The organism is Virgibacillus sp. Bac330 (genome assembly GCF_003667845.1).
GTDB classification, from domain to species: domain Bacteria; phylum Bacillota; class Bacilli; order Bacillales; family Amphibacillaceae; genus Virgibacillus; species Virgibacillus chiguensis.
On sequence record NZ_CP033048.1, the window covers coordinates 4225034 to 4246931 of the forward strand.

The following is a 21898-nucleotide window of genomic DNA, read 5'->3' on the forward strand; positions in this document are numbered from 1 at the left end:
TACTAATGGGGCGCGCATTGTACCATTGTTTCTCTAACAGGCATTATTCATTAGACAATGATTTCATTTTAAATACGAACCTCCAAAGTATTATAGTGGTAATGATTAAAATAACGATATATATATAAACACCGTAATGCATTTGGCTGAAAAATAAATGTACTAAAAAGAACAAACCAACTACAAGCATGAGTAGGAACGAAATCATTGTCGTCCCGCCTTGTTTTGTAGATTCAAATAGTTTCGAAAATGGATACTTCTGATTGTTTAGTACTTTATAACTGAATAAAGTGTGTAGAATAGCGGTTATAAAGACAACAACAAGGTCAGGGAGAATTCGTATAGAGAATATAAATAAAAATATGATCGATAATATTAAATAAAGAGGCAAAAACAATTTTATAATAAAAGCTTTTAGAGCACCACTGTATACAGCTGAAGGATGAACGATTGGCGTAACTTGAAAAACCCAAGCAGCCTTATACTTGCTGGAAAACTGTAACATCATCACTACAAGCCCAATAAACATCATACAAAAATAAATGGTGAAATACATATTACTATGAGAAAGTTCCTCAAACGTATGAAGATTTAAATAGTTAAATTGGAAAATAAACGGAAAAACAAGAGAAAATCCTAAGGTTGGATACACCTTTAGCTTAAAATCACGTTCTCTTGCCATAATAAGCGATGAAAACCGGAAAAATTGTCGTTCCTCTTTGTTTCTACAAAATAGATGCTCCCACATAGCGTTCATATTCCATCGTTTCGGCTTCGTTTTTTCTGTACTTCCCATTAGTTTCTGCAAATTACGCTCAAATGCCGGCATTAATTTATAATAGAACATAACCGAAACAATCGGCCCGATGACTGCTAAAGAAGAAAGGATCACCATTCCCAAGGACGTATCGCGATTTAGTATAAGTTCAAAAGGTGCACCGAACCACATAGGAGGAATAAAAACATTCCACCAACTGAAATTATAGATATAATTAAAATCAACTATTTCAAAAGCTCGCGCGACAATTTGATAACCGATAACAATACCTACAGACAATAGGATTTGCACATAGTTAATAATATCCTTTAATTTCTCCCCACTAAAATAACGTAAAATAAAAATGTATAGGAGTGCTGTGATAGTCATAATGAACAGGATTAACAATATAATTGCTACTAAAAAAAGCATGAAGTAGGCAATTCCATGAACGCGTAACATAACGACGGCTGGAATGCTAATAAACGCACCTGTTAACATACTCATGTAAATGGCAACATGAGTAATTTTTGCAGCACTAATGGTTCTTGAATCAATTGGTTTCGTATGGAGAATGGTTTTGTCGCGAACATCTAAAAGTACTGCTGAGAAATCTGATACCATGGATGTCATTAAGATGAACATGGAAATGCCGAAGATAAGACTGATTTGGAAAATATAATTATTTCCAAAAAATAGAAAAGGAACGAGTATTAAACCATATAACACATAAATAAGTAGCGATTTTACAAACTGATTGCTATCCTTTTTTTTATTAGAAGCATCTGAAGCGAATATTGTTGGTGTTCTGCGCTCATCCATTGTAAGCTTTGTCTCAAGAATTTTACGCATCATAGCATAATCAATTCGCAGTATACGAAAAAATGGCTGGAGCAGATCAAGGGTTTTTAAAGCGAATTTACTCATCATAATCACCGTCTGTTACGATTTGAACAAACTTATCTGCGGTTTGTTTATGTTCATCAAATCCTGTTATTTGATTGAAAATGCTTTCTAAAGAGCCTTGCTTATTTTGTTTGCGCAATTGTTCAAATGTACCATCTGCGGCAATTTCTCCATCTTTCAATAGAACAATGCGATTGCTAATCTTTTCTACAACCTCCATAATATGCGAAGAGTAAAAAATGGTTTTTCCTTCTGCAACAAGCTGTTCCAAGATGTCTTTAATGATGATGACACTATTAGCATCAAGCCCATTTAGTGGTTCGTCTAGAAAGATTAGATCAGGGTTATGCAATAGGCTTGAAATAAGTAATACTTTTTGCCGCATTCCTTTAGAAAAAGAAGAAATACGCGTATGTAAAACATCTTCCATGTCAAATTGTTGCATAAGGTTTTTAGCTTTAGCAGCTGCTTTACTTTTATCCATGCCATAAAGCTCACCGATAAATGTCAAATATTCATTAGCTGTTAAATTATCATAGAGCTCTGCATTTTCTGGGACATAACCAATTTTACGTTTGTAGGAGTAACCACTTGTAGCAATATCTACTCCAAAAAGTTCTACCGTCCCACTATATTCTTCTATTAACCCGAGCATGATTTTAAGTGTAGTACTCTTTCCCGCACCGTTAGGCCCAATGTACCCAATGATTTGTCCAGCATATACATCGAGATTAATGTTATTTAATACGCTTTTACTTCCATAACTCATGGATAAATTTTGTAATGATAAAACCTTTTCTTGACACATTAATACCTTCACCTACCCTTATAAAAATTTTTCACACCTACATTTTTCTGTAATTTAAAGTTGTGAACAGCTTGATAAATAGCTGAAAGGGGTCTTGTGCCAATTATACGATAATACAATCTATTTATCATCTAATAATTTAAAATTATGGGAAGGATAATCTAAAATGAAACGTTTACTCAAAAAGGTAAGGATGAAATATATTAATCCTAAATAGGAAGCCCCCGTTTTACTTAGATACTCCATTTTCATAAAAGGTGTTTCGCATTCGAAAGTGCGGTAGCAACATATACAATCGTATGAGACAATAGCAGCAATTTTCATAGGTTATAATTTCTAATAGAACGCAGTAGGGAGAGCCACCATTTAATTCCGACTTAAATAGAAGCAAGCTGTTTGCTTTGATACATCTCTAAGCGTTTACAAGCAAAATGGTATTCTACTTGAAAAGTATTTACGATCATGTTAGGTGTTATTTTTGGTTTTAAGCGTTGTAACATAAATGTAGGAACACATAAATGGTAACTAAAATAATTGGCTTGCCATTCTTGTAATTCTGTAAAAAGTGTGGGTAGAAATTCTTGGCGACCAGCATGCCAAAGATAATGAGCAATTTCATGCCCAAATTCCTGCCATTGCTCCTGTGGAGTACGGTTATAATTTATAAAAATCAGGCATTTCTCATTTACATACACACATTCACTGCTATATTCCCAATAATAGACAGATACATCGAGCGAAGAGGCAATATTTTCGATTGTTAAATCTTTTGGTTTACGAATATGACGTTCCAGAAGAAATTGCTGAATATAATCTTCTGTTCGAGAAAGATACATCAAATACCCCCTTAACAAAAACGAACATTTGTTCTAAGATGAATAAAAATAAATAGTGTATAGACGTATACACTAATAAACGTTTATTCTTCTTCTTTAAAAGCTTCCCAAATCCGCTTCAAACGTTTAAGATCTTCTTCTTTATTGTTTGGTAATTCTTTATACCATCTTTCTAGGGAAGGGTCATTACGAAAAGCTACAAACGCTTCCTCTTCTGTTAAATTCGGATTATTAGATCTTCCTAGTAAGTAATCAGAAGTAACTTGTAAAGCAGTAGCAAGCTTATCTAACTCGTGGTCTTTTATCGGTCTTTCACCCGATTCAATCCGATTCATCACACTAACGTTTATGTCTAATTGTTTCGCAAGCTCACGCTGACTCCAACCTTGTCTCTCTCTTAATTGCACAATTCTCTTGCCTACATTCAATGCCAACACCACTTTCATTTTTACACGATAGGAAACAATCATCACTCGCATCGAACGATTCATCTACCATGAAAATAAATTTCTAACTTACGGAAAGTTTTTTCATTTATAAGGTTTATCTTATAAGAAAGACTAGAGCTGTTAACGTAAAGACTTTTCGATAAGCCAATTTTTTCTAAGCAATTTCATCATATCATTATTTAAACGAGTTCACAAACAATTATTTCTTAAATAGCAAGATCACAATTTGACATTTCTGTTTTAGAAATGTATGATAGGAACAAGTGTTCTTTAGTTAAATTATGGAATGCAAGGAGGGAAGGAATGAAACAGAAAAACATGTCATTTGATGAACAAAATTGTATTCGATGGGTGATAAGTGAATATCGAAAAGACCAAAGGGCTGGTGTTTTAGCTCCAATAATAAGAAGTAGATACGTAGAGGAATTATTTAGCAAGGGAGCTGGTTTTCATGAACAAGGAACAGTTAGAGAGAGCAATAAAAGATTATAGCTGGATGATTAGAGAAATAAATCGTCAACGAATGATGTTGGAAGAAGATATCGGCTCGAAACTTGTTGCAGCATCAGGAGTGGAAGCTACGTTACCGAGAGTAAAGGGAGCCATCAATGACCCTGTTGGCAAAGAAGTTATACGACGAGATAAAAAAAGCAGTTGGTTAGCTAAATTAGAGAAAAAGGTATTGTTTATTCAAGGAAGATTATCAGCAATAGAGGAACCGAGAGAAATTGCTGTTTTAGAATGTATGTTGGATGGTATGACAATAAGTGCAATTAGTAAACATATGGGCCTTTCCAGAAAACATATCTATAAGATAAAAGAGACGATTGTAGATAGGATGTTACAGTTTACACAGTCTTCCCAGTAGATGACAACACATAACAAGCTATTGTATACTAGGTTTACCGAACATACGATCTGAAATAGATAAAGCGCAATTGATTCGGACGTTTGTACCTTTAAGAATTTAAGGAATTTGTCCGAAATGACGTTAAACTAAATAAAATAGAAGCACGTTTTTCCGCCATTAAGATTTGACGGGAAGCCACGTTTATCTAAGAAGTCTTCTTCCCCACATGATGAAGGGTATGTAAGGCTTTTTTAGTTTGCTTTAAGGAGGTGTTCGCAAATGGTATAGGAGATAAATAAGTTGTTTCGTTGCAGTCAGTCCATAGCATAAGCAATCAAAAATTATCATTAGGAGGTCATGAAAATGACAGATACACAAAAGAAAATGCAAGCAGGTAAAAACAAGATTTTATTATTCCGTTTATTGGAGAATCAAGGAGAAGAAGCAGCTAAATTAGTATTTCAAACCGAGCATACGTTTAGTTATTCTCGTGAATTAGAAAGAATTATTACGAAAGATGGTTCTCTCATTAATGTCGGAGGATTGGAATCAGAAGTAGCTATTGAAGCTATTCAAGCAATGGATGATCCAGTTGCTAACATGCTTCGACAGTCAGTCATTCATGGACAAAAGCTGGAGTTATGGGAAGTAACTGTAGATGAAGAACTAAAAACAGCTGACAATAAATTTCCAGCTATTTATGCTCAAGGCTATTTAGATTCATGGGAAGATCCAGCTAGTGCAGAAGAAAATGCTGCCATTTCAGCTAACTTTACCGTAGAACTGGAGCCACAATTTGGTGAAGCAACACTCACAGAGGAGCAGCAAGCAGCAGTTCAATATGCATTCCAAGATACAAAATCGGAAGCTCCTGTTGAGGGTTAATAAATCTTACTGATCCTATTTATGTCAATGTAATCGATCTTGTATAAAATTTGCATAATGAATTGGTGTAAAAATTATATGATAAATACGTATGTAATGATCGTGGGTAAGAACAAGCCGACGATTTTTTGCACTATAGAAATGTTTAGCGTTTTAAGGGTTTATAGTAAGTAAAACTACGGCTTTCACCGTAAGAAATTGGTGACAAGCCACGTCCGGCTCCAGCGCCCAGCAACTAGGCGACTTCACGAAATCGCCTTACGATAAGTCATCATCGGTTCGTTCCTCACCGTGATTCCTTTATCTTAGTTGATTTGTTCCAATCGCTACGTTGCTAAACGGGCGCCCCGAGCCTTTGTTCAAGTAACCAATGAATGCAGCTATATTCATTGGTTACTATATTTAAATTTTGGAGGTTGAAGAGACATGGAATTTACTATTAATGAAAAAGTGTATGAATTGAAATTTGGTATAAAATTTATTCGTGAACTGGACAAAGTGTATGAAGTGGATTATCAAGGGATGAAATTTGGAATGGGTGTGAACATGGCGTTTATGAATTTGCAGCAATGGAATCCAGTTGCTATCCATGCCGTTATTAAAGCAGCTATTTCTTATTTGGATACAACCCCAAGTAACAATCAAATTGAAAAAGCGATTGAACAGTACGCTTTAGAAAATGACGGGCTTGAGGAATTATTTGCAGCGTTAAAGGATGCATTGGGGAAGTCACCAGTCATGAAGGACACGATCAAACAAATGCAAGCAACAACCAATCACAAGAAAGGATAACCTCAAAAGAAGCATATGAGGATATCATTATTAACTGTTTCCGCTTTTTAGCGTTTACAAAACTTAAAGATATTGAAGTGCTCACGTTAGGGGAGTATGCTTTACGAATACGTGCATTTCGATTGCAGCAAGTAGATAAGGAATACAAGATGTATAAGCAAGCATGGATTAATCACCAAGTCACACTAACAAAAGAACAAGGTAAAAAGCAAGTACCTATTTACAAGCGATTTAAAGATTTCTTTGATTATGAAAAACATTTGAAGGAAGTAACCAAACCTAAGCGGGTGAGTGATAAAATGAAACGTTTAGCAACGATTGCTAAACAGGTGAATATGGAAAAGGAGGTGCCTTATGGCGGAAGGATCGAATGAACCGGGTCGGTTTATGCAAAGCTTTATAACACAAGCAGAAGGGTTAAATGAAGCCGGAGATGCGTTTAAAACATTGCAAGGGAATGTGGACCCTGTCGTTACGAAGCTGGGAGAAATGCAGGAATCATTAGGGTTTATCCCTGGAATGACAGAAGGAATCGCTCAAGTGCAGGCTGTTCTGAATCCGTTTATGGGGATATTAAGCGGTATGCCTGTCTTGTTTGAGACCATTAATTCCGTGATGACGAACTTTTTGCCAACCATGTTGGCATTGAAGGAAGGGGTAATGAGCTTATTTTCTATTTTAGCTACCAATCCCCTCGCGTTAATTATAACGTTAGTGACTTTACTGGCAGTAGGGTTTGCTTATTTATGGACGAATAGTCAAACGTTTCGAGATATTGTCATGAGTGTGTGGGAATCGATACGTGCATTTATGATGCCGGTGGTTCAGGAAATTGTCACGTTTGTTATGACACTATGGGGGTCATTGACCACGTGGTGGACGGAAAACCAGGCATTGCTTTTACAAATCTTTCAATCTGTCTGGGGAGCAATTAAGACGGTTATTATGACAGTGATGAATATCATAAAGCCATTTTTAATCGCAGCTTGGACACTCATTTCAACACATATTAAATTAGTTTGGAACATCATAAAGACAACGATAAAAATAGCTATGGAATTAGTAATGGGTATTATTCGAACAGTGATGCAACTAATTACTGGAGATTGGTCTGGGGCGTGGGAAACAATTAAGTCCACGTTTATGAACATCTGGAATATCATGAAGGAATTTGTTTCCACGATGACTAGTACCATTTGGCAAACGATAAAAACAAAATTTACGCAAGTGAAAGAAACCATTTCTTCCTTAATTGGTAGTGCGAAAGATGCTGTCGTACAAGGGTTTTTAACGATGGTATCGAGCGCAGTACAGAAAGCACAGGCGATTGTAACGGCAGTGCGACAAAAATTCCAGGAAGTGTTCCAAGCGATACGATCCAAGCTTACCGAAGCTGTAACAGAAGTAGGGACGCAAATTGGTAAAATGCCTGGAAAGGTAATGGAGTTTGCTAGCAACATGGTGTCAGCAGGAAAAGATTTAATTATGGGCTTGATACAAGGTATTGCAGATAATGCTTCTAAGGTAGGCGATGCTGTGTTAAATGCTGCCAAAGATGCTGTCGGTGGTGTGTTGAAATTTTTAGGCATTAAATCACCATCCCGTTTATTTCGAGATATTGGCGATGACACGATGGCGGGATTTGCTATGGGGATTCAGCAAATGGCAAAAAATGTTGTTACTGCAGCGAGTGCGGTATCGGATCAAGTACAGGATTCTTTTAACCCGCAGTTTACATTACCGCGTATAGCTGGAGAGGTTCGTAGTCTTCATCAAGCTGTGAATGTTCAACCAACGCAACCGTTTTTAAATGAATGGGGTGCACAAAAGCAGCCTGCAGTAGTCCATGTTTCTATTGGCAAGCAGCAATTTAGTGCGTTTGTAGAAGATATTACGAATGCACAATCAAGAAAATCCAATCTAACAAGACAGCAGAGTTGGTAGGAGGTGTAGGATGTATACGTTTGTAGATACAGTAACGAAGGAAGCGGATGATAACAGCGAACGAGCCCCGGGATTGCAGACGATATTTAATGGAGTTAATTTAGATCATGATTTATCTGATCCATCAGGGAGTTTTACCACATTGGTCATATCTGGGAGAAGCAATCTGGAACAACGAATTTCCACAGTAGATGTACCAGGAATGCACGGGGTGTTAGAAGCAAATGAACCGACATGGAATGCGAAAGAAATTACGGTGAAATATAAGCTAACCGATCAAACAAAAGAAGGGTTTAGAAGGCGGTACAACCAACTAAATAATTTATTGCAAGAATCACAAAAGAAGTTAGCTTTTACTGATGAAGCGGCTTTTTTTTATGCGACTTTATCGGCAAATGATGTTCCAAAAGAAACGGCGAATAGCATAGTAGCTGAGCTCGTGTTTTTATGTTCCGATCCTTTTAAATACGGGGAAACATACAAATCGATTGCGTTGAAAAAATATACGTGGGAAGCATACAAAAATAACAAGTGGGGTGATTTTATTGGCAACTAGTACACCAAATTTGCAATTGGTAAAGCCAGAAATAACAGATAAAATAGATGTTTCTATTGCTAACTTTGCGCAAAATGCAGATAAAATTGATGCAGAAGTAGAACGGCTACAAAATAAGGATGAAGCTTTACAAACGAGTTTAAATGATGTGCATGAACATGTAACAACATTACAAAACGAAGTAACAGCGGTTGGTGCAAAAGTAACAAACCATCAAAAATTGTTAGAGAAACACGGAGAAAGCATTGAACTGAACACTGGAAGTATAACGGAAAATAAAGCAGATATCACAGCGTTAAGCGAAGATATTTTATCGATTCACGAAAGTATTGGCAATAATGCAACGGTTGGACAAGAAAATCAAGCGAATATTTCAGCAATTTTAGATGAAATAGAAGTGATTAAAGAGAGGATCACAGCGCTAGAAGCTCAGCAAGGAACACCGCCTGAGGGTGAAGCATAATGCGTTGGATCGAGATGGCACAAAAAAATGAAGTATATGTGAATGGAACCGTTCCCGCGTCGCCTATGATTACATCTGTTTTAAAAGAAGGAATACCGTATGTAGAATACAGCTTAGCTGATGAAAAATTACGCCTGCACCATCCATTTAAAGTGAATGATGTGGTGACGGTAGATTTTTCAAAAAGAAAGGTATGGATTAATGGGCAGTTACAAATGGAGGCTATTGATCTTGTATATGCAGATTTCTTTCAATTAAGACCAGGGAAAAATGAAATAAAAACAATTCCCGCCATGCAATTAGAAGTAACGTATACGGAAAGGTGGTTGTAGAGATGAAAGAAAGGATTTTCATTTTTAATAAGCATGATGAGCTATTAGCCATCACTAACCACTATGTGGAAGCCATTTTTGAAGAGACGGTTGAAAAGCCCGTCTCTTTTTCGATTACTTTTCCTATGTCCGATAAGGATGCTTCCTATTTCGTAGGTGGAAACCAAGTTGCGTTTAAGGATTTAAAAGGAAACCTTCGTTTATTTACCATCCGTGAAGTGGATGATATCGACGGAGAAGCTCCGGAAAAGGTCATCCAATGTATGCCAGCGATGCAAGAATTAACAGATGTTATTGTGACGGATGGTGAAACGGTAAATGAAACCGCTGAAGCTGTGCTAGGTATTATTTTACAGTATTCCCGCTGGAAAGTCGGTCATGTAGCTGATTTAGGGTTATATGACATCAACTTTTCCTATCAAAATGCCTACGATTGTTTAGGAAAGCTAACATCACGTTGGGGCGGTGAAATTGTAGATCGCATCGAGGTAGCGGGAAACAAAATAACCGGTCGCTATATTGATATTGTTCAGCGTAAAGGCTCAGATACCGGAAAACGGTTTGAAATGGATAAGGATATAAAGAATTTGACGAGGACGGTTCTATATTATCCGAAAACAGCTTTATATGGTCAAGGGAAATCATTACAATCCGGTGAGGAAGGCGCTGGGAAAGTGACTTTTCGTGACGTAGAGTGGGTAAAAGCAAAGGGCGATCCCACGGATAAACCAAAGGGGCAAGCGTGGGTTGGCGATCCGGTAGCACTGGAAACCCATGGGGTGTTCAATCATGAAACAGGTGAGCTTATGCATCGATTTGGCTTATTTGAAGATAATGACGAGGAAGACCCCGAGAAGTTACTCATAAAGACATGGGAGGCAGTTCAAACTGAAAAAGCTCCAAAGGTTCAATACGAAATGGATATCATTACATTTTATGGTATAGCAGATTACGAACATGAACACGTATTCTTAGGTGATACAGGCATTGCTAGGGACAAAGATATGAAGCCGATGGTGTTAGTGGAAGCAAGAATTATGTCTTGGAAATATGATATTGGCAACCCGAGAGACGGGAGCCTTGTCTTAGGAAATATATTAGACTTACATCCAGATGAGCGTGATATGGATTGGGTCATTGATAAAGTAAAAGAGGATAGCGCAAGTTGGGATGCTGGTGGTGGACCAATTACAGATGGAAGATTTCCTGATATTGTTCCTGATACGCCACAAGATGTTTCCGCAACAGGGTTATTTAAAAAGATTATGCTGTCATGGACATTTGAATCTACCTATGCGATAGCAGCTTACGAGATTTATGCAAGTCAAATAAACGGGTTTGTCCCAGATTCTACAAATCTTGTTTTCCGTGGCAAAGTAGGCGCATATAGCTTTGATGCTAATACAGACGAAAAATGGTATTTTCGAGTAAGAGCCGTGAACACACATGGAACAGCAAGCGAGTACTCCGAACAGGTTAGTGCTTCAACGGTACAATTACATTTGTCAGATTTAGAGGAAATTGTCCCAGACTTTATCGAATACGGGATTTGTAAAGGGGAAGCGTCTCCTAGTCCAAGTGAGTATAAGTACTGGTTAAACACAAGTGAAAACCCTAATATTCTCTATCATTGGGATGAAGAAAGCGAATCATGGAAGCCATTAGCACCTAAAAATGCAGCAGATGTAGGCGCCATTTCTATAGCAGATTATCAAGAACAAGTCGGTCAATTGGTTACGGATTTGGAGAATAAAGTAGATGCTGAATGGGTTGATGGTCGGCTAGTTGCCAAAGCGAATAAAGCGGATGTTTATACGGTAGAGCAATTAGATAACAAGTTTGATAATGTGGTATCCAAAACGGTTTACGAATCTGATCAGCAAGGGATTATTACCGACTTGCAAGATCAAGAATCTCGCATTAGTCAAACGGAAACAGATATTCAATCAAAAGTTTCCAATCACCAATATACACAGGATAAGGAGAGTTTGCGTACTTCCATCAACGAAAATCAATCCAGCATTGAACAAAACGCGGAATTGATTGCTTCCAAGGTGTCCAATGAGGAATATCGAACGGACAAAGAAGGCATTATTAATGACATTAAGGCAAATAAGTCGAGCATTGAGCAGAACGCCGAAAGTATTAGAAGTAAGGTTGATGCGACATATGTTAAAGGCGAGCTGGGGAAGATTGAAGTTGGTGGGAGAAATTTAATTCAAGACAGTGAAGAGAGAACGATGGAGGCGGCATCCGACAACAATTTCATGCATGTAACTTTGTATAATAGGTTGGAAAAAGATACGACTTACACATTGAGTTTTCAAGCTGAGTTTTTTCAAGGGGCTTCTGATGTTATATCCATTTATCCGTATATAAAATCAGGACAAAGTATGGCGGTTATTAATATGCCTTATCAAACCAATCGTATGTCGGTAACTTTTCAAACAGATAATCGCTTTTACTATAATTTGCTCGTTTATGCCGGTGAGAATGGAAATACGGCTGGAAATAACCTTAAACTAACAAGGATAAAACTAGAAAAAGGTAATAAGGCTACGGATTGGACTCCTGCACCTGAGGATACACAAGCCGAAATTCAATCCATTGAACAATATGCGTCAGAAATTGAACAAACGGCTAAAGGTATTAAGCAAAATGTTAACTCACTAGAAACTGATTACTCAACTTTCAAAAAAGAAGCCAATTCTACATTCGACCAACAAGCTACCCAAATAGCTTTAAGGGTAACGGAAACCACTTATAACACTGATATGGAAGATATGACCATGCGTGTCAGCGAGGCTGAATCGAGCATCGAACAAAATGCAGATGAAATCGTCTCTAAAGTAAGCAAAAATGGTGTTTTGTCCAGTATTAATCAATCCCCTGAGCAAATTAAAATTAATGCGCAACGCGTGTCAATCGATGGCGATTTAGCCGTTAGAAATGGAAAAGTCTATGTCAAAGATGGCGTTATTACCGATAAGTTAATTTCAGGAAATGCAAAAATTGACGGTGCTAAAATAGCTAGTTTATCTGCTAGTAAAATTACCTCTGGAACTATAAATACTAATAACATTAAAATCTCAGGTGGAAATGGTGTTAATTATTCTGTTATTGAAGGTTCTCACGCTGAGTTTAAAGGAAAACATACACGAAGTTGGCTAGGTAATACAGAAACAGAAAATGTTAAAATTATGATAGAAAATGGTTATTTGAGAGCAAGAAATGATAGTTTAAATCAATCACTATATTTTTCAGATTATGGAATTTCAACTTATTCAGATGCTGAAGGAAATAATGATGCATCAGGGACTTTACGTTTTCGAGATGATCAATACCATAAAGGTGTAAGTGGATTAACAATACACTCAACATTTGGCGTAGTAGCTCTAAAATCAGATGAAAATCGTATTGTTATAGATGCACAAGATACAGTGAATATTGAATCGAGACTCTACTCAATATATTTAAGACCTTTTTTAAATTCGCGTCCTGGTAATTTTAATGATTTCCGATTCTGGATAAAAGACTTGCCCACTAACCATAAAACAGATGGTGTATTAACATATGGTAATTCATCTTCATACGGAGCAGGTTTGCGATTTTCTAAAGAACCAAATAAAAACACTATTTATGCCACAAATAATAATGGTGATTTTGGTACGGGTGATTTTAATGCTAATGAAATGTATGCAAATGATTTTAAATCCAGAGGAGGCAAATATTCCGTCTATTTTAATAGATCAGGTGGCGGTTCTTTTAATGTTAGTACAGCTTTAGAAGCAGGCGGAATAAGAACACAATTCACAAATTTGTATCTAGGTACGGGAAAGGATAATGGTGGTGAAGTAAGAGTAACAAATAGAAGGGGAGCAAACGGAGGTCATTCTATTAGATATAGGCCAATACGGGCAAGAGATTTTATAACTGATACGTCTTTACGTAAAAACAAAAAGAATATTGCTATTTATTCTGAAAACACTTTAGATATTTGGAGGAAAGCATATATTTATTTATATCAAAGAAAGGATGACAATGATTTTGACAATCCTCAACTGGGCATGATGTTAGACGAAATGCCTAGAGTTGTTTATTCTGATTCTGAAGACAGTTTTTCTCTCTATGCCTATACAACGTTTATTGCAAAAGGATTAAAAGATATAATAGAGTATGTTGATCGAGAATTTCACAAGATTAATAAAAAAATGTCTGGTTTGGGGTGAAAAAATTGATAAAAATACAACACAAATATTTAAAAGATGTTGGAGAATTTTTATTGGGTATATCGTTAAAAGGAAAAGAATCTCGTCATCGCATGAGAATTGTCAACGTTCTTAATGAACAGAACCAAAATGTAGCAGAAGAAGAAATAAATCTTTTAAAAGAGTATGCAAAGCTCGATGAGGATGGGGAACTTATTCGTAACGCGGATGGATCCTTTGATATATTAGATATTAAAGAGTTTAAAAAACAACAAGATGACTTATACAATGAGCAATTTGTAATAAACGATACAAATTTAGATGAATCACTACAAACCGTTGGAAAATTGGTTATTGACTATGATGAGGAGTTGAATAATAAGGATGCGTTTATCCACGATTACATTTGCCAACAATATGAAAACCATAAATCTTCAGACCGTAACCATTTAGAAGAATAAGCTACTATGCTTTTTATTGCATCATGAAAGGAGGTAATTATGTCTCAATGGTACACAAATAAAGAATTATTTGAGCAAATTGCGGCTATTCAAGGTGAGTTTAAAGATTTGCGACATGAGATGCAAGAGACGCGAAATATGATTAAAAAATATAATGGTCTACGCGAAGAGCTAGGGGTTGTGAAAGAAAAGGTAGAGAGAATAGAAGCAAAAACAGAAGGAAAATTTACGGTGTTGGAAGCTATCCGCCTTTGGGGTGGGTGGCTTTTTGCTTTTATTACACTGCTAATTTTGATTGGGCAATATATTTAAACGAAAGGCAGGTAAACATATGGATAAAGGTACGGTGGTTAGAACAATAGCGTTAGCGATAGTTTGGGTCAATGCCGTTTTAGTGAATTACAACTTACAGCCTATACCGCTGTTGGAAGAGGAAGTTATTGCATATGGAGTTACATTTATAGTCTCTGTGTGGACATGGTTTAAAAATAATTATATTACGCTTAGGGGAAGGCAACAAAAAGAAGTGCTACAAAGGTCAAACCTTACCAAATAGACAGACGGCTAGTCCAATCGGGCAAGCTGTCTTTTTAATACATTATATTAAAAGGAGGAATTTATAATGGCAAAAATCGCTATTGGTGCTGGGCATGGAATGCATACGCCGGGCAAACGAAGCCCTGCTGGAGAAAGGGAGTGGACATTTAATAATAAAGTTGTGTCTGCGGCTATCAAGTATTTAAATAGGTATGCAAATACCACTGTTATACGGATGGACGATCCTACAGGAGATACAGATGTGCCGTTAACGACAAGAACGAATGTGGCAAATAATGCTAATGCGGATATTTTAATATCCTATCATCACAATGCGAATACCGGGCAATGGGGTTCTTGGACAGGAACAGAGACGTATTACTATCCGGGGTCATCTAGTGGGTTAGCTTTAGCAAGAGCTATTCATCCAAGTATTGTCGGGGCGATGGGATTACGTGATCGAGGTATTAAATCAGCGAATTTTCATATGCTTCGGGAGTCCAGCATGCCTGCTATTCTCATTGAAGGTGGATTTATGGATTCTACCATTGATATTGTTAAAATGCGCAATAATACGACGATGGATCTTACTGGAAAAGCTTTAGCAAATGCTATTGGCGCGTATTTGGGATTACAGCCAGAGGGAGGCGGGACTACGTATACGGTTAAAGCTGGAGACACCTTATGGGGGGTTGCACAGGCACATAGTATGACTGTTAGCGAATTAAAGGCGTTAAACAACCTTACCGATGACAACATTTATCCTGGACAAGTACTAGTCATTAGTGGATCTCCTTCAGGAAGTGCAAGTTTTGTAGAAGTAATTACTGCAAGTTTATGGGTGTATGATGTTCCTGACTGGGACGCAAAATACGAAATAGTGCACCAAGGAGAGGTATTTACGGTAAATGATGCATTATATGTAAATGGATCTAAAATGTATAAGTTAAAGTCTGGGTTATATATTACCGGAAATTCAAACTATGTACGTTATTTTTCTAAGTAGATGGAATAGAGTGGATAGGATATGAAAAGAAGCGGGGAAGAAAACTCCGCTCTTTTCATATTTTTGATTTTCTATTAGCCACCAATAATATGATATCCAGAATCTACATGGAGGACTTCTCCAGTTACGCCGCGTGATAGCTCGCTCATAAAAAATAATGTTGCGTCGCCCACTTGATCTTGGTCTACATTTCTTCGTAAAGGTGCCTTTTCTTCAATAAGCCCTAGTTTTTCATTAAATCCGGAAACCCCTTTCGCGGATAATGTGCGGATAGGACCAGCAGAAACTGCGTTGACACGAATATCATATTTCCCCATGTCTTCAGCAAGATAACGGACGCTTGCTTCAAGGGAAGCTTTGGCAACGCCCATAATATTGTAATTTTGAATGACTTTTTCTGCACCGAGATAGGTTTGTGTGACGATGCTACCACCTTCTGTCATAAGCTCTTTAGCAGCTTTTGTAACAGCAACTAATGAAAAAGCGCTAATTTCATGTGCTAATAGAAATCCTTCTCTGGACGTATTTGCGTATTCTCCCTTTAACTCATCACGATTGGCAAAAGCTACAGAGTGCACAACACCGTGAATGACTCCTACCTTGTCTTTAATAGAAGCAAATGCATTTGTAATACTTTCATCACTTGCAACATCACATTCGACAATACCTTTAGCTTCAATGTTATGTTTGTCGAGCAATTTTGTTAGCTTACCGTAAGATCTATCTTGACGGTATGTGAAAATTAAATTTGCACCGGCTTTATGTAATGAAGTCGTTACACCCCAAGCGATACTTCGTTCGCTGGCAACGCCCATGATGACAATATTTTTACCTTCTACTAAGTTACTCATTAACGTACCTCCAATATCCTTTTTAATCGAGCATGAAAGTGCCTCAAGTTTATCATAAGGAACTATTTTCACAAAGAAAATAGTACATGGCACTTAAATGCTTCATTACATGTACTTTAATGTTTTTATTATATCCTAATTTTCATTTTGAAAGAAACCGTTAGCTATGCGCGTTATTTTGACAAGATAAAAGCTGATTTGACAAGGTTTAAAAAAGAAATTAAAAAAAATTACATTTTCCCTTTACAAATGATATAGAACTAGGTATAATAAAATTCGTCAGTTTCGAAAAGGGAACTGGAAGATGAAAACATCCTGGCCCGTTGGTCAAGCGGTTAAGACACCGCCCTTTCACGGCGGTAACACGGGTTCGAATCCCGTACGGGTCACCATGGAGGATTAGCTCAGCTGGGAGAGCACTTGCCTTACAAGCAAGGGGTCGCAGGTTCGAGCCCTGCATCCTCCACCATTGCCGGCCTAGCTCAATTGGTAGAGCAACTGACTTGTAATCAGTAGGTTGGGGGTTCAAGTCCTCTGGCCGGCACCACTTTTAAAAAAATGAATAAAGATTATTGTATGTGTTCATACTACTGGAGGGGTAGCGAAGTGGCTAAACGCGGCGGACTGTAAATCCGCTCCCTCAGGGTTCGGGAGTTCGAATCTCTCCCCCTCCACCATTTAAAATTGTTGGGCCATAGCCAAGCGGTAAGGCATCGGGTTTTGATCCCGTGTACCCCAGGTTCGAATCCTGGTGGCCCAGCCATTTTTTATTTTAAGGGACTTTTCTAACCTATATATAATAGAGCAATTGGCTAGAATGGACATTATAATTGGAATGCATTGAATAGGAGCCATTAGCTCAGTTGGTAGAGCATCTGACTTTTAATCAGAGGGTCGGAGGTTCGAATCCTCCATGGCTCACCAATATTTTAAATCAACATATTTCTACATAATTACAAACAAGGTTGCGACATGTTAGTGACCTTGTTTTTTTTAATATAAAAAACCCCTCTATTATTATCTATAGCTATGTCAACAATTTAAATTAGGGATGGGAAAAATAACAGCAAATATTGTATATGCGTGGTGAGAGAGTGGGTACATACCTTCATAGAATGCAGGATTTTTTGGATATAGATACGTATCATTTCTCAGATGATCAATTAGATTCTTTACTAGAAGAAATGCTTGAAAACATCGGACATACTGATCCTGAAATACGAGACGATCTTATTTACAATAGTTTCGTTAAACTGATATTGAAAGATTACGTAACGAAAGAGCAAACAATATATATTTTACAAAAGTGCATGAGTGAACAGTATCTGTTTTTTAATATAGAAGATAAAACGATAGGAGATAGCGTGTTTACGCGCTCATTCTCAGCGCTTGTAATAGCTACAATTTTATATAAGGATGCAACAACTAGAAACTTATCTAGTGAGCTCGTATTGTACGCCATTCATGTAGGTATAGAATACTTGTTATTAGAACAGGACTATCGTGGTTATGTTGAAGAAAAGGGGTGGGCACATAGCATTGCGCATGGTAGTGATCTGCTGGCTACTTGTGTATTACATCCTGAATTTGATGCGAGCCAAACGAAAGCATGTCTTCACGCAATAAGGAAATGTGTTTTGGTTGAGTATCCTTATATTGATGAAGAAGACGAACGTCTTATTCAAGTTATGGAAGCTTTAATTAAAAAAGGTATGGAAGATATAGAATTACGCAATTGGATTGCAGATTTAGAAGTAGAACTCCATCTCCCTCATGAAAGATACCGTATTGAATGGAATGTAAAACGTTTTTGTTATTCCTTATACATAACTCTGTTACAACATAGAGAATTTTCAGCATCTAGGCAAGCCATTTTGGATAAGTATCAGCAAAATAATTAAAAATGCATAGAATCGATGGGCAAAAGCATAGCTAGTAATAAGGCGTTGTTATATTTAAAGGTAAGAAAGTATAAAATTTGATGCTATGGCGTAACCAAATAACCGAATGAGCCCCGCTCAGCTCCATCGCCCAGCAACTAGGCGACTTCATGAATCGCCTTACGATAAGTCATCATCGTTTTGTAATAAATAGGAAGGCCGACTAAAGATGTGCTTGCTGGAGGGCGCCGGCATACTCCTGTTGCAGGAGCATGATTCCTAAAACGTTCGTTGATTCGTTCCAGTCGCTACGTTGCCACGGGCGCCCCGAGCCTTTGTTCTTTATATGCTGTTGTTCATAGTTGCTATTATACAACGGTTAGTTTTACTTTAAATTCATAACAATACTGTGGTATTATGTGTTTGTTTACACTACAACTAATCAAATTTATAATATAATGTACAAAATCATGATATACTTTTTATAGAAATGTATATCTATAAAAACGTGTTCATATATTTTAGGCTCTATGTACGTTATTCTTCATAACAATGAGCTGTTAAAAGCATATATAAATGTTGGTCGTCCTAGAAAATAGAGACGCTCTGGACAAGGGTATATACATGCTTCATTGTCCATCCTTTTTAGTGGATAATTGAAATTTTATATAATAGAAATACTATTTATTATGCGTAGGGCATGATTGGCGAGAGGACATAAAGATGGTAAAATATTTGAGGGCATGCTAATAGCTTATTTAGCGGCTGACGTAATAACCAATTCTAATTAAAAGGATTGGAGAATTAAAATTGTAATTTCTTCAAACGTTTGTTTGAATTTATGTACAGGATGGCTGTTACAAACTTAAGCATATATTTCCTTTTTTCTTCTTTTACATGATTAGGAGAATGAAGTGTTTACGTTAATCATTGCTTAGTAGTAAGCAAGTTTTCTTAACCTGCCCACATTAAAATTAAGATATGATGTTGTGTATATTATTATAAAAGGATGAGCGGCGATGCAGACTTCCAGAATTCCTGGTTTCTATAAGCAAACAGTTACAAAGCGAAGAGAATTGCTAAAAAACGTGGAGGCGTTTACGGAAGAAGCTTTTCATGTTCTTTCTTCACCAGAACCGCTTCCGCTCGATACAGCTAATAACATGATCGAAAATGTTATTGGAACTTTTCCCCTTCCTTTAGGAACAGGATTGAACTTTCTTATAAATGGGAAAGAATATATAGTGCCGATGGTTATTGAGGAACCATCTGTTGTAGCATCTGCTAGTCATATTGCTAAGATTGTACGTGAAGCAGGAGGCTTTACTACGGAAGCTACGGAAAGAGTAATGATTGGACAAATTCAAGTAATTGGATGTACAGATTTTCATAAAGCAAAAGCTGCTCTCCTTCACGCGGAAGACGCATTAATTGAACAGGCTAATGCGTCTTATCCAAGCATTGTGAAACGTGGTGGTGGCGCAAAAGAAATCGGTGTACGGATACTTAATGAAGACAGTATGTCAAATTACCAGCAAATGCTCGTTCTTCACTTGTACATTAATACATGTGATGCTATGGGAGCGAATATTATTAATACAATGGTTGAATCGCTTGCTCCGACTGTAGAAGAATTGACTGGTGGGAAGGTGTATTTGCGTATATTGTCGAATTTAGCCGATCGATGCTTAGCTCGTGCTACCTGTACAATCCCGCCTCATTTGTTGAAAACAGGAGACTTCTCTGGTGAAGAAGTAAGAGACGGCGTCATTCACGCATACGAATTTGCTGCTTCGGATCCGTATCGAGCAGTTACGCATAACAAAGGAATTATGAACGGGATTGATCCGGTTGTTATTGCAACCGGAAATGACTGGCGTGCGGTGGAAGCAGGTGCGCATGCATATGCAGCTCGTGATGGACAGTATACTTCAATGACAACATGGTCTGTTGATGCAGAGGGAAATCTTGTAGGCGAATTGGAGTTGCCGATGTCTGTTGGGATCGTTGGCGGTTCTATCAATGTTCACCCAATGGCACAGGCTGCGTTAGATATATTACATGTATCGTCTGCCCGAGAGCTATCACAGGTAATTGTTGCAGTCGGTCTCGCACAGAATTTAGGCGCATTAAAAGCGTTAGCTACCGATGGTATACAAAAAGGCCACATGGCTTTACATTCTCGTTCTGTTGCCATAGCAGCAGGAGCTACTGGGGAGTTGATTGATATCGTGTCGAAAAAATTAGTAGAAATAAACGAAATCCGTGTTGGAAAAGCTAAAGAACTGGTGGAAGAGTATATAAAATGAGTGCAGAAAAAGTAACAACCACAGAAAAAACAGCTATCGGTGTAGCTTATAGTAAACTAATTTTAATTGGAGAGCATGCAGTTGTACACGGACAACCGGCTATTGCTATTCCATTTCCATTGGTAGGTGTAGAGACTGCCGTTGAACATTTCCCAGGACCGGTCAAGATTGATACAACTTTCTATCATGGCTCTATTGCTGATGCTCCAGAATCATTAGAGGGTATTGTAAAATGCATTGAAGGTACGATGGAGTATTTAAATATAGCTTGTGAGGATATGATTATACGCATTACATCAACGATTCCACCTGGTAAAGGGTTAGGTTCCAGTGCTTCTGTGGCGATATCCGTTGTCCGATCCTTATTTGCTTATTTTGATGAGGATTATACAGATGAAGAATTACTGCAACTGGCGAATATAGCGGAGACGTTTGCACACGGGGCTCCGTCAGGGATTGATACATTGACAATCACATCACAGTCCCCTGTCTGGTATGAAAAGGAACACCCGATTGATTTTATTCACTTAAGTGAGGACTTTCATTTTGTTGTAGCGGATTCTGGTCGTGTAGGAGATACGCGTCTAGCAGTGGAGTCCGTAGCAAATTTATTAAAAACCGCGCCAAGACGAATTCAGCGTAAACTAGAACGAATCGGAAAACTGACGCATGATGCAAAACAGGCTTTGGAGAAAAAAGGAAAGCATATCTTGGGGCATATGCTAAATGAAGCGCAAAAAGAATTGGAAGCTTTAGGTGTGAGCGACACTGGGTTAAATCGTTTAATCGATTTTGCCAGACAAGAAGGCGCGCTCGGAGCTAAGTTAACAGGCGGAGGTAATGGTGGCTGTATCATTGCCCTTGCCCAAAATGAAGTTCATTCCAGACAATTAGCGGAGAAACTGAGAACATTTGGCGCACATGCAGTATGGCCATTTGTGTTGAAAGAGAGCCAAGATCATTAATTTCCACTATAGGAAAATATTATCGTATCGGCGTTTTATCAGCATAAAAACTATGGCAGTAGTCAAGTTTTTCTAAGAAGAGCGTAAACAGAAGGGGAATGAC

22 protein-coding genes and 6 tRNA genes are annotated in these 21898 nt (G+C 37.6%); 23 read left to right on the forward strand and 5 right to left on the reverse strand.

The features are described from left to right. Window positions 1–43: 43 nt before the first annotated feature. The 4 genes from D9780_RS19785 to D9780_RS19800 form a co-directional block, all read right to left on the reverse strand. Complete coding sequence (locus D9780_RS19785) at window positions 44–1687, reverse strand: hypothetical protein (protein WP_371413676.1); 1644 nt, start codon at window positions 1685–1687, stop codon at window positions 44–46. After that, the gene (locus D9780_RS19790) at window positions 1677–2471 is read right to left on the reverse strand and encodes an ABC transporter ATP-binding protein (protein WP_121641258.1); all 795 of its coding nucleotides are present in this window, start codon (window positions 2469–2471) and stop codon (window positions 1677–1679) included. Before D9780_RS19790 ends, D9780_RS19785 begins: the two co-directional genes overlap by 11 nt. Window positions 2472–2848: 377 nt before the next feature. Beyond that, entirely contained in the window at window positions 2849–3307 is a 459-nt protein-coding gene (locus D9780_RS19795; RefSeq protein ID WP_121641259.1) for an ImmA/IrrE family metallo-endopeptidase, read from the reverse strand. 83 nt (window positions 3308–3390) lie between these two features. Next, window positions 3391–3798: a helix-turn-helix domain-containing protein gene (locus tag D9780_RS19800; RefSeq protein WP_240458734.1), complete on the reverse strand. Its 408-nt coding sequence runs from the start codon at window positions 3796–3798 to the stop codon at window positions 3391–3393. A 261-nt stretch (window positions 3799–4059) separates the two neighbouring features. On the opposite strand from D9780_RS19800, the gene D9780_RS19805 reads away from it, so the two are divergent. The 14 genes from D9780_RS19805 (at window position 4060) to D9780_RS21265 (ending at window position 15790) form a co-directional block, all read left to right on the forward strand. After that, window positions 4060–4248, forward strand: a complete 189-nt coding sequence (locus tag D9780_RS19805) for a hypothetical protein (RefSeq protein WP_073012464.1) — start codon at window positions 4060–4062, stop codon at window positions 4246–4248. Further along, a complete protein-coding gene (locus D9780_RS19810) occupies window positions 4208–4624 on the forward strand; it encodes a helix-turn-helix domain-containing protein (protein ID WP_116278748.1) in 417 nt (138 codons plus the stop codon). The genes D9780_RS19805 and D9780_RS19810 overlap by 41 nt, the downstream gene beginning before the upstream one ends. Before the next feature lie 345 nt (window positions 4625–4969). Then, window positions 4970–5491, forward strand: a complete 522-nt coding sequence (locus D9780_RS19815) for a phage major tail protein, TP901-1 family (protein WP_121641260.1) — start codon at window positions 4970–4972, stop codon at window positions 5489–5491. Between the two features lie 426 nt (window positions 5492–5917). After that, on the forward strand, window positions 5918–6283 hold the full coding sequence (locus D9780_RS19820) for a tail assembly chaperone (protein WP_121641261.1): 366 nt from the start codon (window positions 5918–5920) through the stop codon (window positions 6281–6283). 77 nt (window positions 6284–6360) lie between these two features. Continuing rightward, window positions 6361–6657 (forward strand): hypothetical protein, encoded by a 297-nt coding sequence (locus tag D9780_RS19825; protein ID WP_205601103.1) that lies wholly within the window; start codon window positions 6361–6363, stop codon window positions 6655–6657. Continuing rightward, on the forward strand, window positions 6638–8227 hold the full coding sequence (locus tag D9780_RS19830) for a phage tail protein (RefSeq protein WP_121641262.1): 1590 nt from the start codon (window positions 6638–6640) through the stop codon (window positions 8225–8227). Before D9780_RS19825 ends, D9780_RS19830 begins: the two co-directional genes overlap by 20 nt. 10 nt (window positions 8228–8237) lie before the next feature. After that, complete coding sequence (locus D9780_RS19835) at window positions 8238–8783, forward strand: distal tail protein Dit (protein ID WP_121641263.1); 546 nt, start codon at window positions 8238–8240, stop codon at window positions 8781–8783. Beyond that, on the forward strand, window positions 8773–9246 hold the full coding sequence (locus D9780_RS19840; RefSeq protein ID WP_121641264.1) for a coiled-coil domain-containing protein: 474 nt from the start codon (window positions 8773–8775) through the stop codon (window positions 9244–9246). Before D9780_RS19835 ends, D9780_RS19840 begins: the two co-directional genes overlap by 11 nt. Continuing rightward, entirely contained in the window at window positions 9246–9578 is a 333-nt protein-coding gene (locus D9780_RS19845) for a phage distal tail protein (RefSeq protein WP_121641265.1), read from the forward strand. Before D9780_RS19840 ends, D9780_RS19845 begins: the two co-directional genes overlap by 1 nt. 2 nt (window positions 9579–9580) lie before the next feature. Further along, window positions 9581–13807, forward strand: a complete 4227-nt coding sequence (locus D9780_RS19850) for a phage tail spike protein (protein ID WP_121641266.1) — start codon at window positions 9581–9583, stop codon at window positions 13805–13807. Between the two features lie 53 nt (window positions 13808–13860). Then, window positions 13861–14247 carry a hypothetical protein gene (locus tag D9780_RS19855; protein ID WP_240458735.1) on the forward strand — a complete coding sequence of 129 codons (387 nt, stop codon included), beginning with the start codon at window positions 13861–13863 and terminating at the stop codon, window positions 14245–14247. 39 nt (window positions 14248–14286) lie between these two features. Continuing rightward, window positions 14287–14559: a hypothetical protein gene (locus tag D9780_RS19860; protein WP_116278755.1), complete on the forward strand. Its 273-nt coding sequence runs from the start codon at window positions 14287–14289 to the stop codon at window positions 14557–14559. A gap of 19 nt (window positions 14560–14578) precedes the next feature. Continuing rightward, entirely contained in the window at window positions 14579–14803 is a 225-nt protein-coding gene (locus D9780_RS19865) for a phage holin (protein WP_101932948.1), read from the forward strand. A gap of 66 nt (window positions 14804–14869) precedes the next feature. Further along, window positions 14870–15790, forward strand: a complete 921-nt coding sequence (locus tag D9780_RS21265) for an N-acetylmuramoyl-L-alanine amidase (protein ID WP_162985947.1) — start codon at window positions 14870–14872, stop codon at window positions 15788–15790. A 74-nt stretch (window positions 15791–15864) separates the two neighbouring features. Here the strand turns inward: D9780_RS21265 and fabI are convergent, their stop codons facing one another. After that, on the reverse strand, window positions 15865–16641 hold the full coding sequence (gene fabI, locus D9780_RS19875; RefSeq protein WP_116278756.1) for an enoyl-ACP reductase FabI: 777 nt from the start codon (window positions 16639–16641) through the stop codon (window positions 15865–15867). A 317-nt stretch (window positions 16642–16958) separates the two neighbouring features. On the opposite strand from fabI, the gene D9780_RS19880 reads away from it, so the two are divergent. The 9 genes from D9780_RS19880 (at window position 16959) to mvk (ending at window position 21795) form a co-directional block, all read left to right on the forward strand. Continuing rightward, window positions 16959–17033 (forward strand) — tRNA-Glu (locus tag D9780_RS19880). Window position 17034: 1 nt separating this feature from the next. Next, a tRNA-Val gene (locus tag D9780_RS19885) sits at window positions 17035–17110 on the forward strand. 2 nt (window positions 17111–17112) lie between these two features. Then, window positions 17113–17188, forward strand: a tRNA-Thr gene (locus D9780_RS19890). 45 nt (window positions 17189–17233) lie between these two features. Then, a tRNA-Tyr gene (locus tag D9780_RS19895) sits at window positions 17234–17318 on the forward strand. A gap of 11 nt (window positions 17319–17329) precedes the next feature. Further along, window positions 17330–17404: transfer RNA gene (locus D9780_RS19900), tRNA-Gln, on the forward strand. An 85-nt stretch (window positions 17405–17489) separates the two neighbouring features. Then, window positions 17490–17565: transfer RNA gene (locus D9780_RS19905), tRNA-Lys, on the forward strand. A 203-nt stretch (window positions 17566–17768) separates the two neighbouring features. Beyond that, window positions 17769–18542 (forward strand): DUF2785 domain-containing protein, encoded by a 774-nt coding sequence (locus D9780_RS19910; protein ID WP_162985948.1) that lies wholly within the window; start codon window positions 17769–17771, stop codon window positions 18540–18542. Between the two features lie 998 nt (window positions 18543–19540). Beyond that, window positions 19541–20830, forward strand: a complete 1290-nt coding sequence (locus tag D9780_RS19915; protein WP_121641269.1) for a hydroxymethylglutaryl-CoA reductase, degradative — start codon at window positions 19541–19543, stop codon at window positions 20828–20830. Then, window positions 20827–21795, forward strand: coding sequence for a mevalonate kinase (gene mvk, locus D9780_RS19920; protein ID WP_121641270.1), 969 nt, complete (start codon window positions 20827–20829; stop codon window positions 21793–21795). The genes D9780_RS19915 and mvk overlap by 4 nt, the downstream gene beginning before the upstream one ends. Window positions 21796–21898: the final 103 nt, after the last annotated feature.

Coding starts and splice junctions, on each gene's coding strand:
- D9780_RS19830 (WP_121641262.1), top strand. CDS start 6,638: ATGGCGGAAGGATCGAATGAACCGGGTCGGTTTATGCAAAGCTTTATA.
- D9780_RS19785 (WP_371413676.1), bottom strand. CDS start 1,687: ATGATGAGTAAATTCGCTTTAAAAACCCTTGATCTGCTCCAGCCATTT.
- D9780_RS19915 (WP_121641269.1), top strand. CDS start 19,541: ATGCAGACTTCCAGAATTCCTGGTTTCTATAAGCAAACAGTTACAAAG.
- D9780_RS19820 (WP_121641261.1), top strand. CDS start 5,918: ATGGAATTTACTATTAATGAAAAAGTGTATGAATTGAAATTTGGTATA.
- fabI (WP_116278756.1), bottom strand. CDS start 16,641: ATGAGTAACTTAGTAGAAGGTAAAAATATTGTCATCATGGGCGTTGCC.
- D9780_RS21265 (WP_162985947.1), top strand. CDS start 14,870: ATGGCAAAAATCGCTATTGGTGCTGGGCATGGAATGCATACGCCGGGC.
- D9780_RS19860 (WP_116278755.1), top strand. CDS start 14,287: ATGTCTCAATGGTACACAAATAAAGAATTATTTGAGCAAATTGCGGCT.
- D9780_RS19795 (WP_121641259.1), bottom strand. CDS start 3,307: ATGTATCTTTCTCGAACAGAAGATTATATTCAGCAATTTCTTCTGGAA.
- D9780_RS19810 (WP_116278748.1), top strand. CDS start 4,208: ATGAACAAGGAACAGTTAGAGAGAGCAATAAAAGATTATAGCTGGATG.
- mvk (WP_121641270.1), top strand. CDS start 20,827: ATGAGTGCAGAAAAAGTAACAACCACAGAAAAAACAGCTATCGGTGTA.
- D9780_RS19800 (WP_240458734.1), bottom strand. CDS start 3,798: ATGAATCGTTCGATGCGAGTGATGATTGTTTCCTATCGTGTAAAAATG.
- D9780_RS19815 (WP_121641260.1), top strand. CDS start 4,970: ATGACAGATACACAAAAGAAAATGCAAGCAGGTAAAAACAAGATTTTA.
- D9780_RS19865 (WP_101932948.1), top strand. CDS start 14,579: ATGGATAAAGGTACGGTGGTTAGAACAATAGCGTTAGCGATAGTTTGG.
- D9780_RS19805 (WP_073012464.1), top strand. CDS start 4,060: ATGAAACAGAAAAACATGTCATTTGATGAACAAAATTGTATTCGATGG.
- D9780_RS19835 (WP_121641263.1), top strand. CDS start 8,238: ATGTATACGTTTGTAGATACAGTAACGAAGGAAGCGGATGATAACAGC.
- D9780_RS19845 (WP_121641265.1), top strand. CDS start 9,246: ATGCGTTGGATCGAGATGGCACAAAAAAATGAAGTATATGTGAATGGA.
- D9780_RS19790 (WP_121641258.1), bottom strand. CDS start 2,471: ATGTGTCAAGAAAAGGTTTTATCATTACAAAATTTATCCATGAGTTAT.
- D9780_RS19850 (WP_121641266.1), top strand. CDS start 9,581: ATGAAAGAAAGGATTTTCATTTTTAATAAGCATGATGAGCTATTAGCC.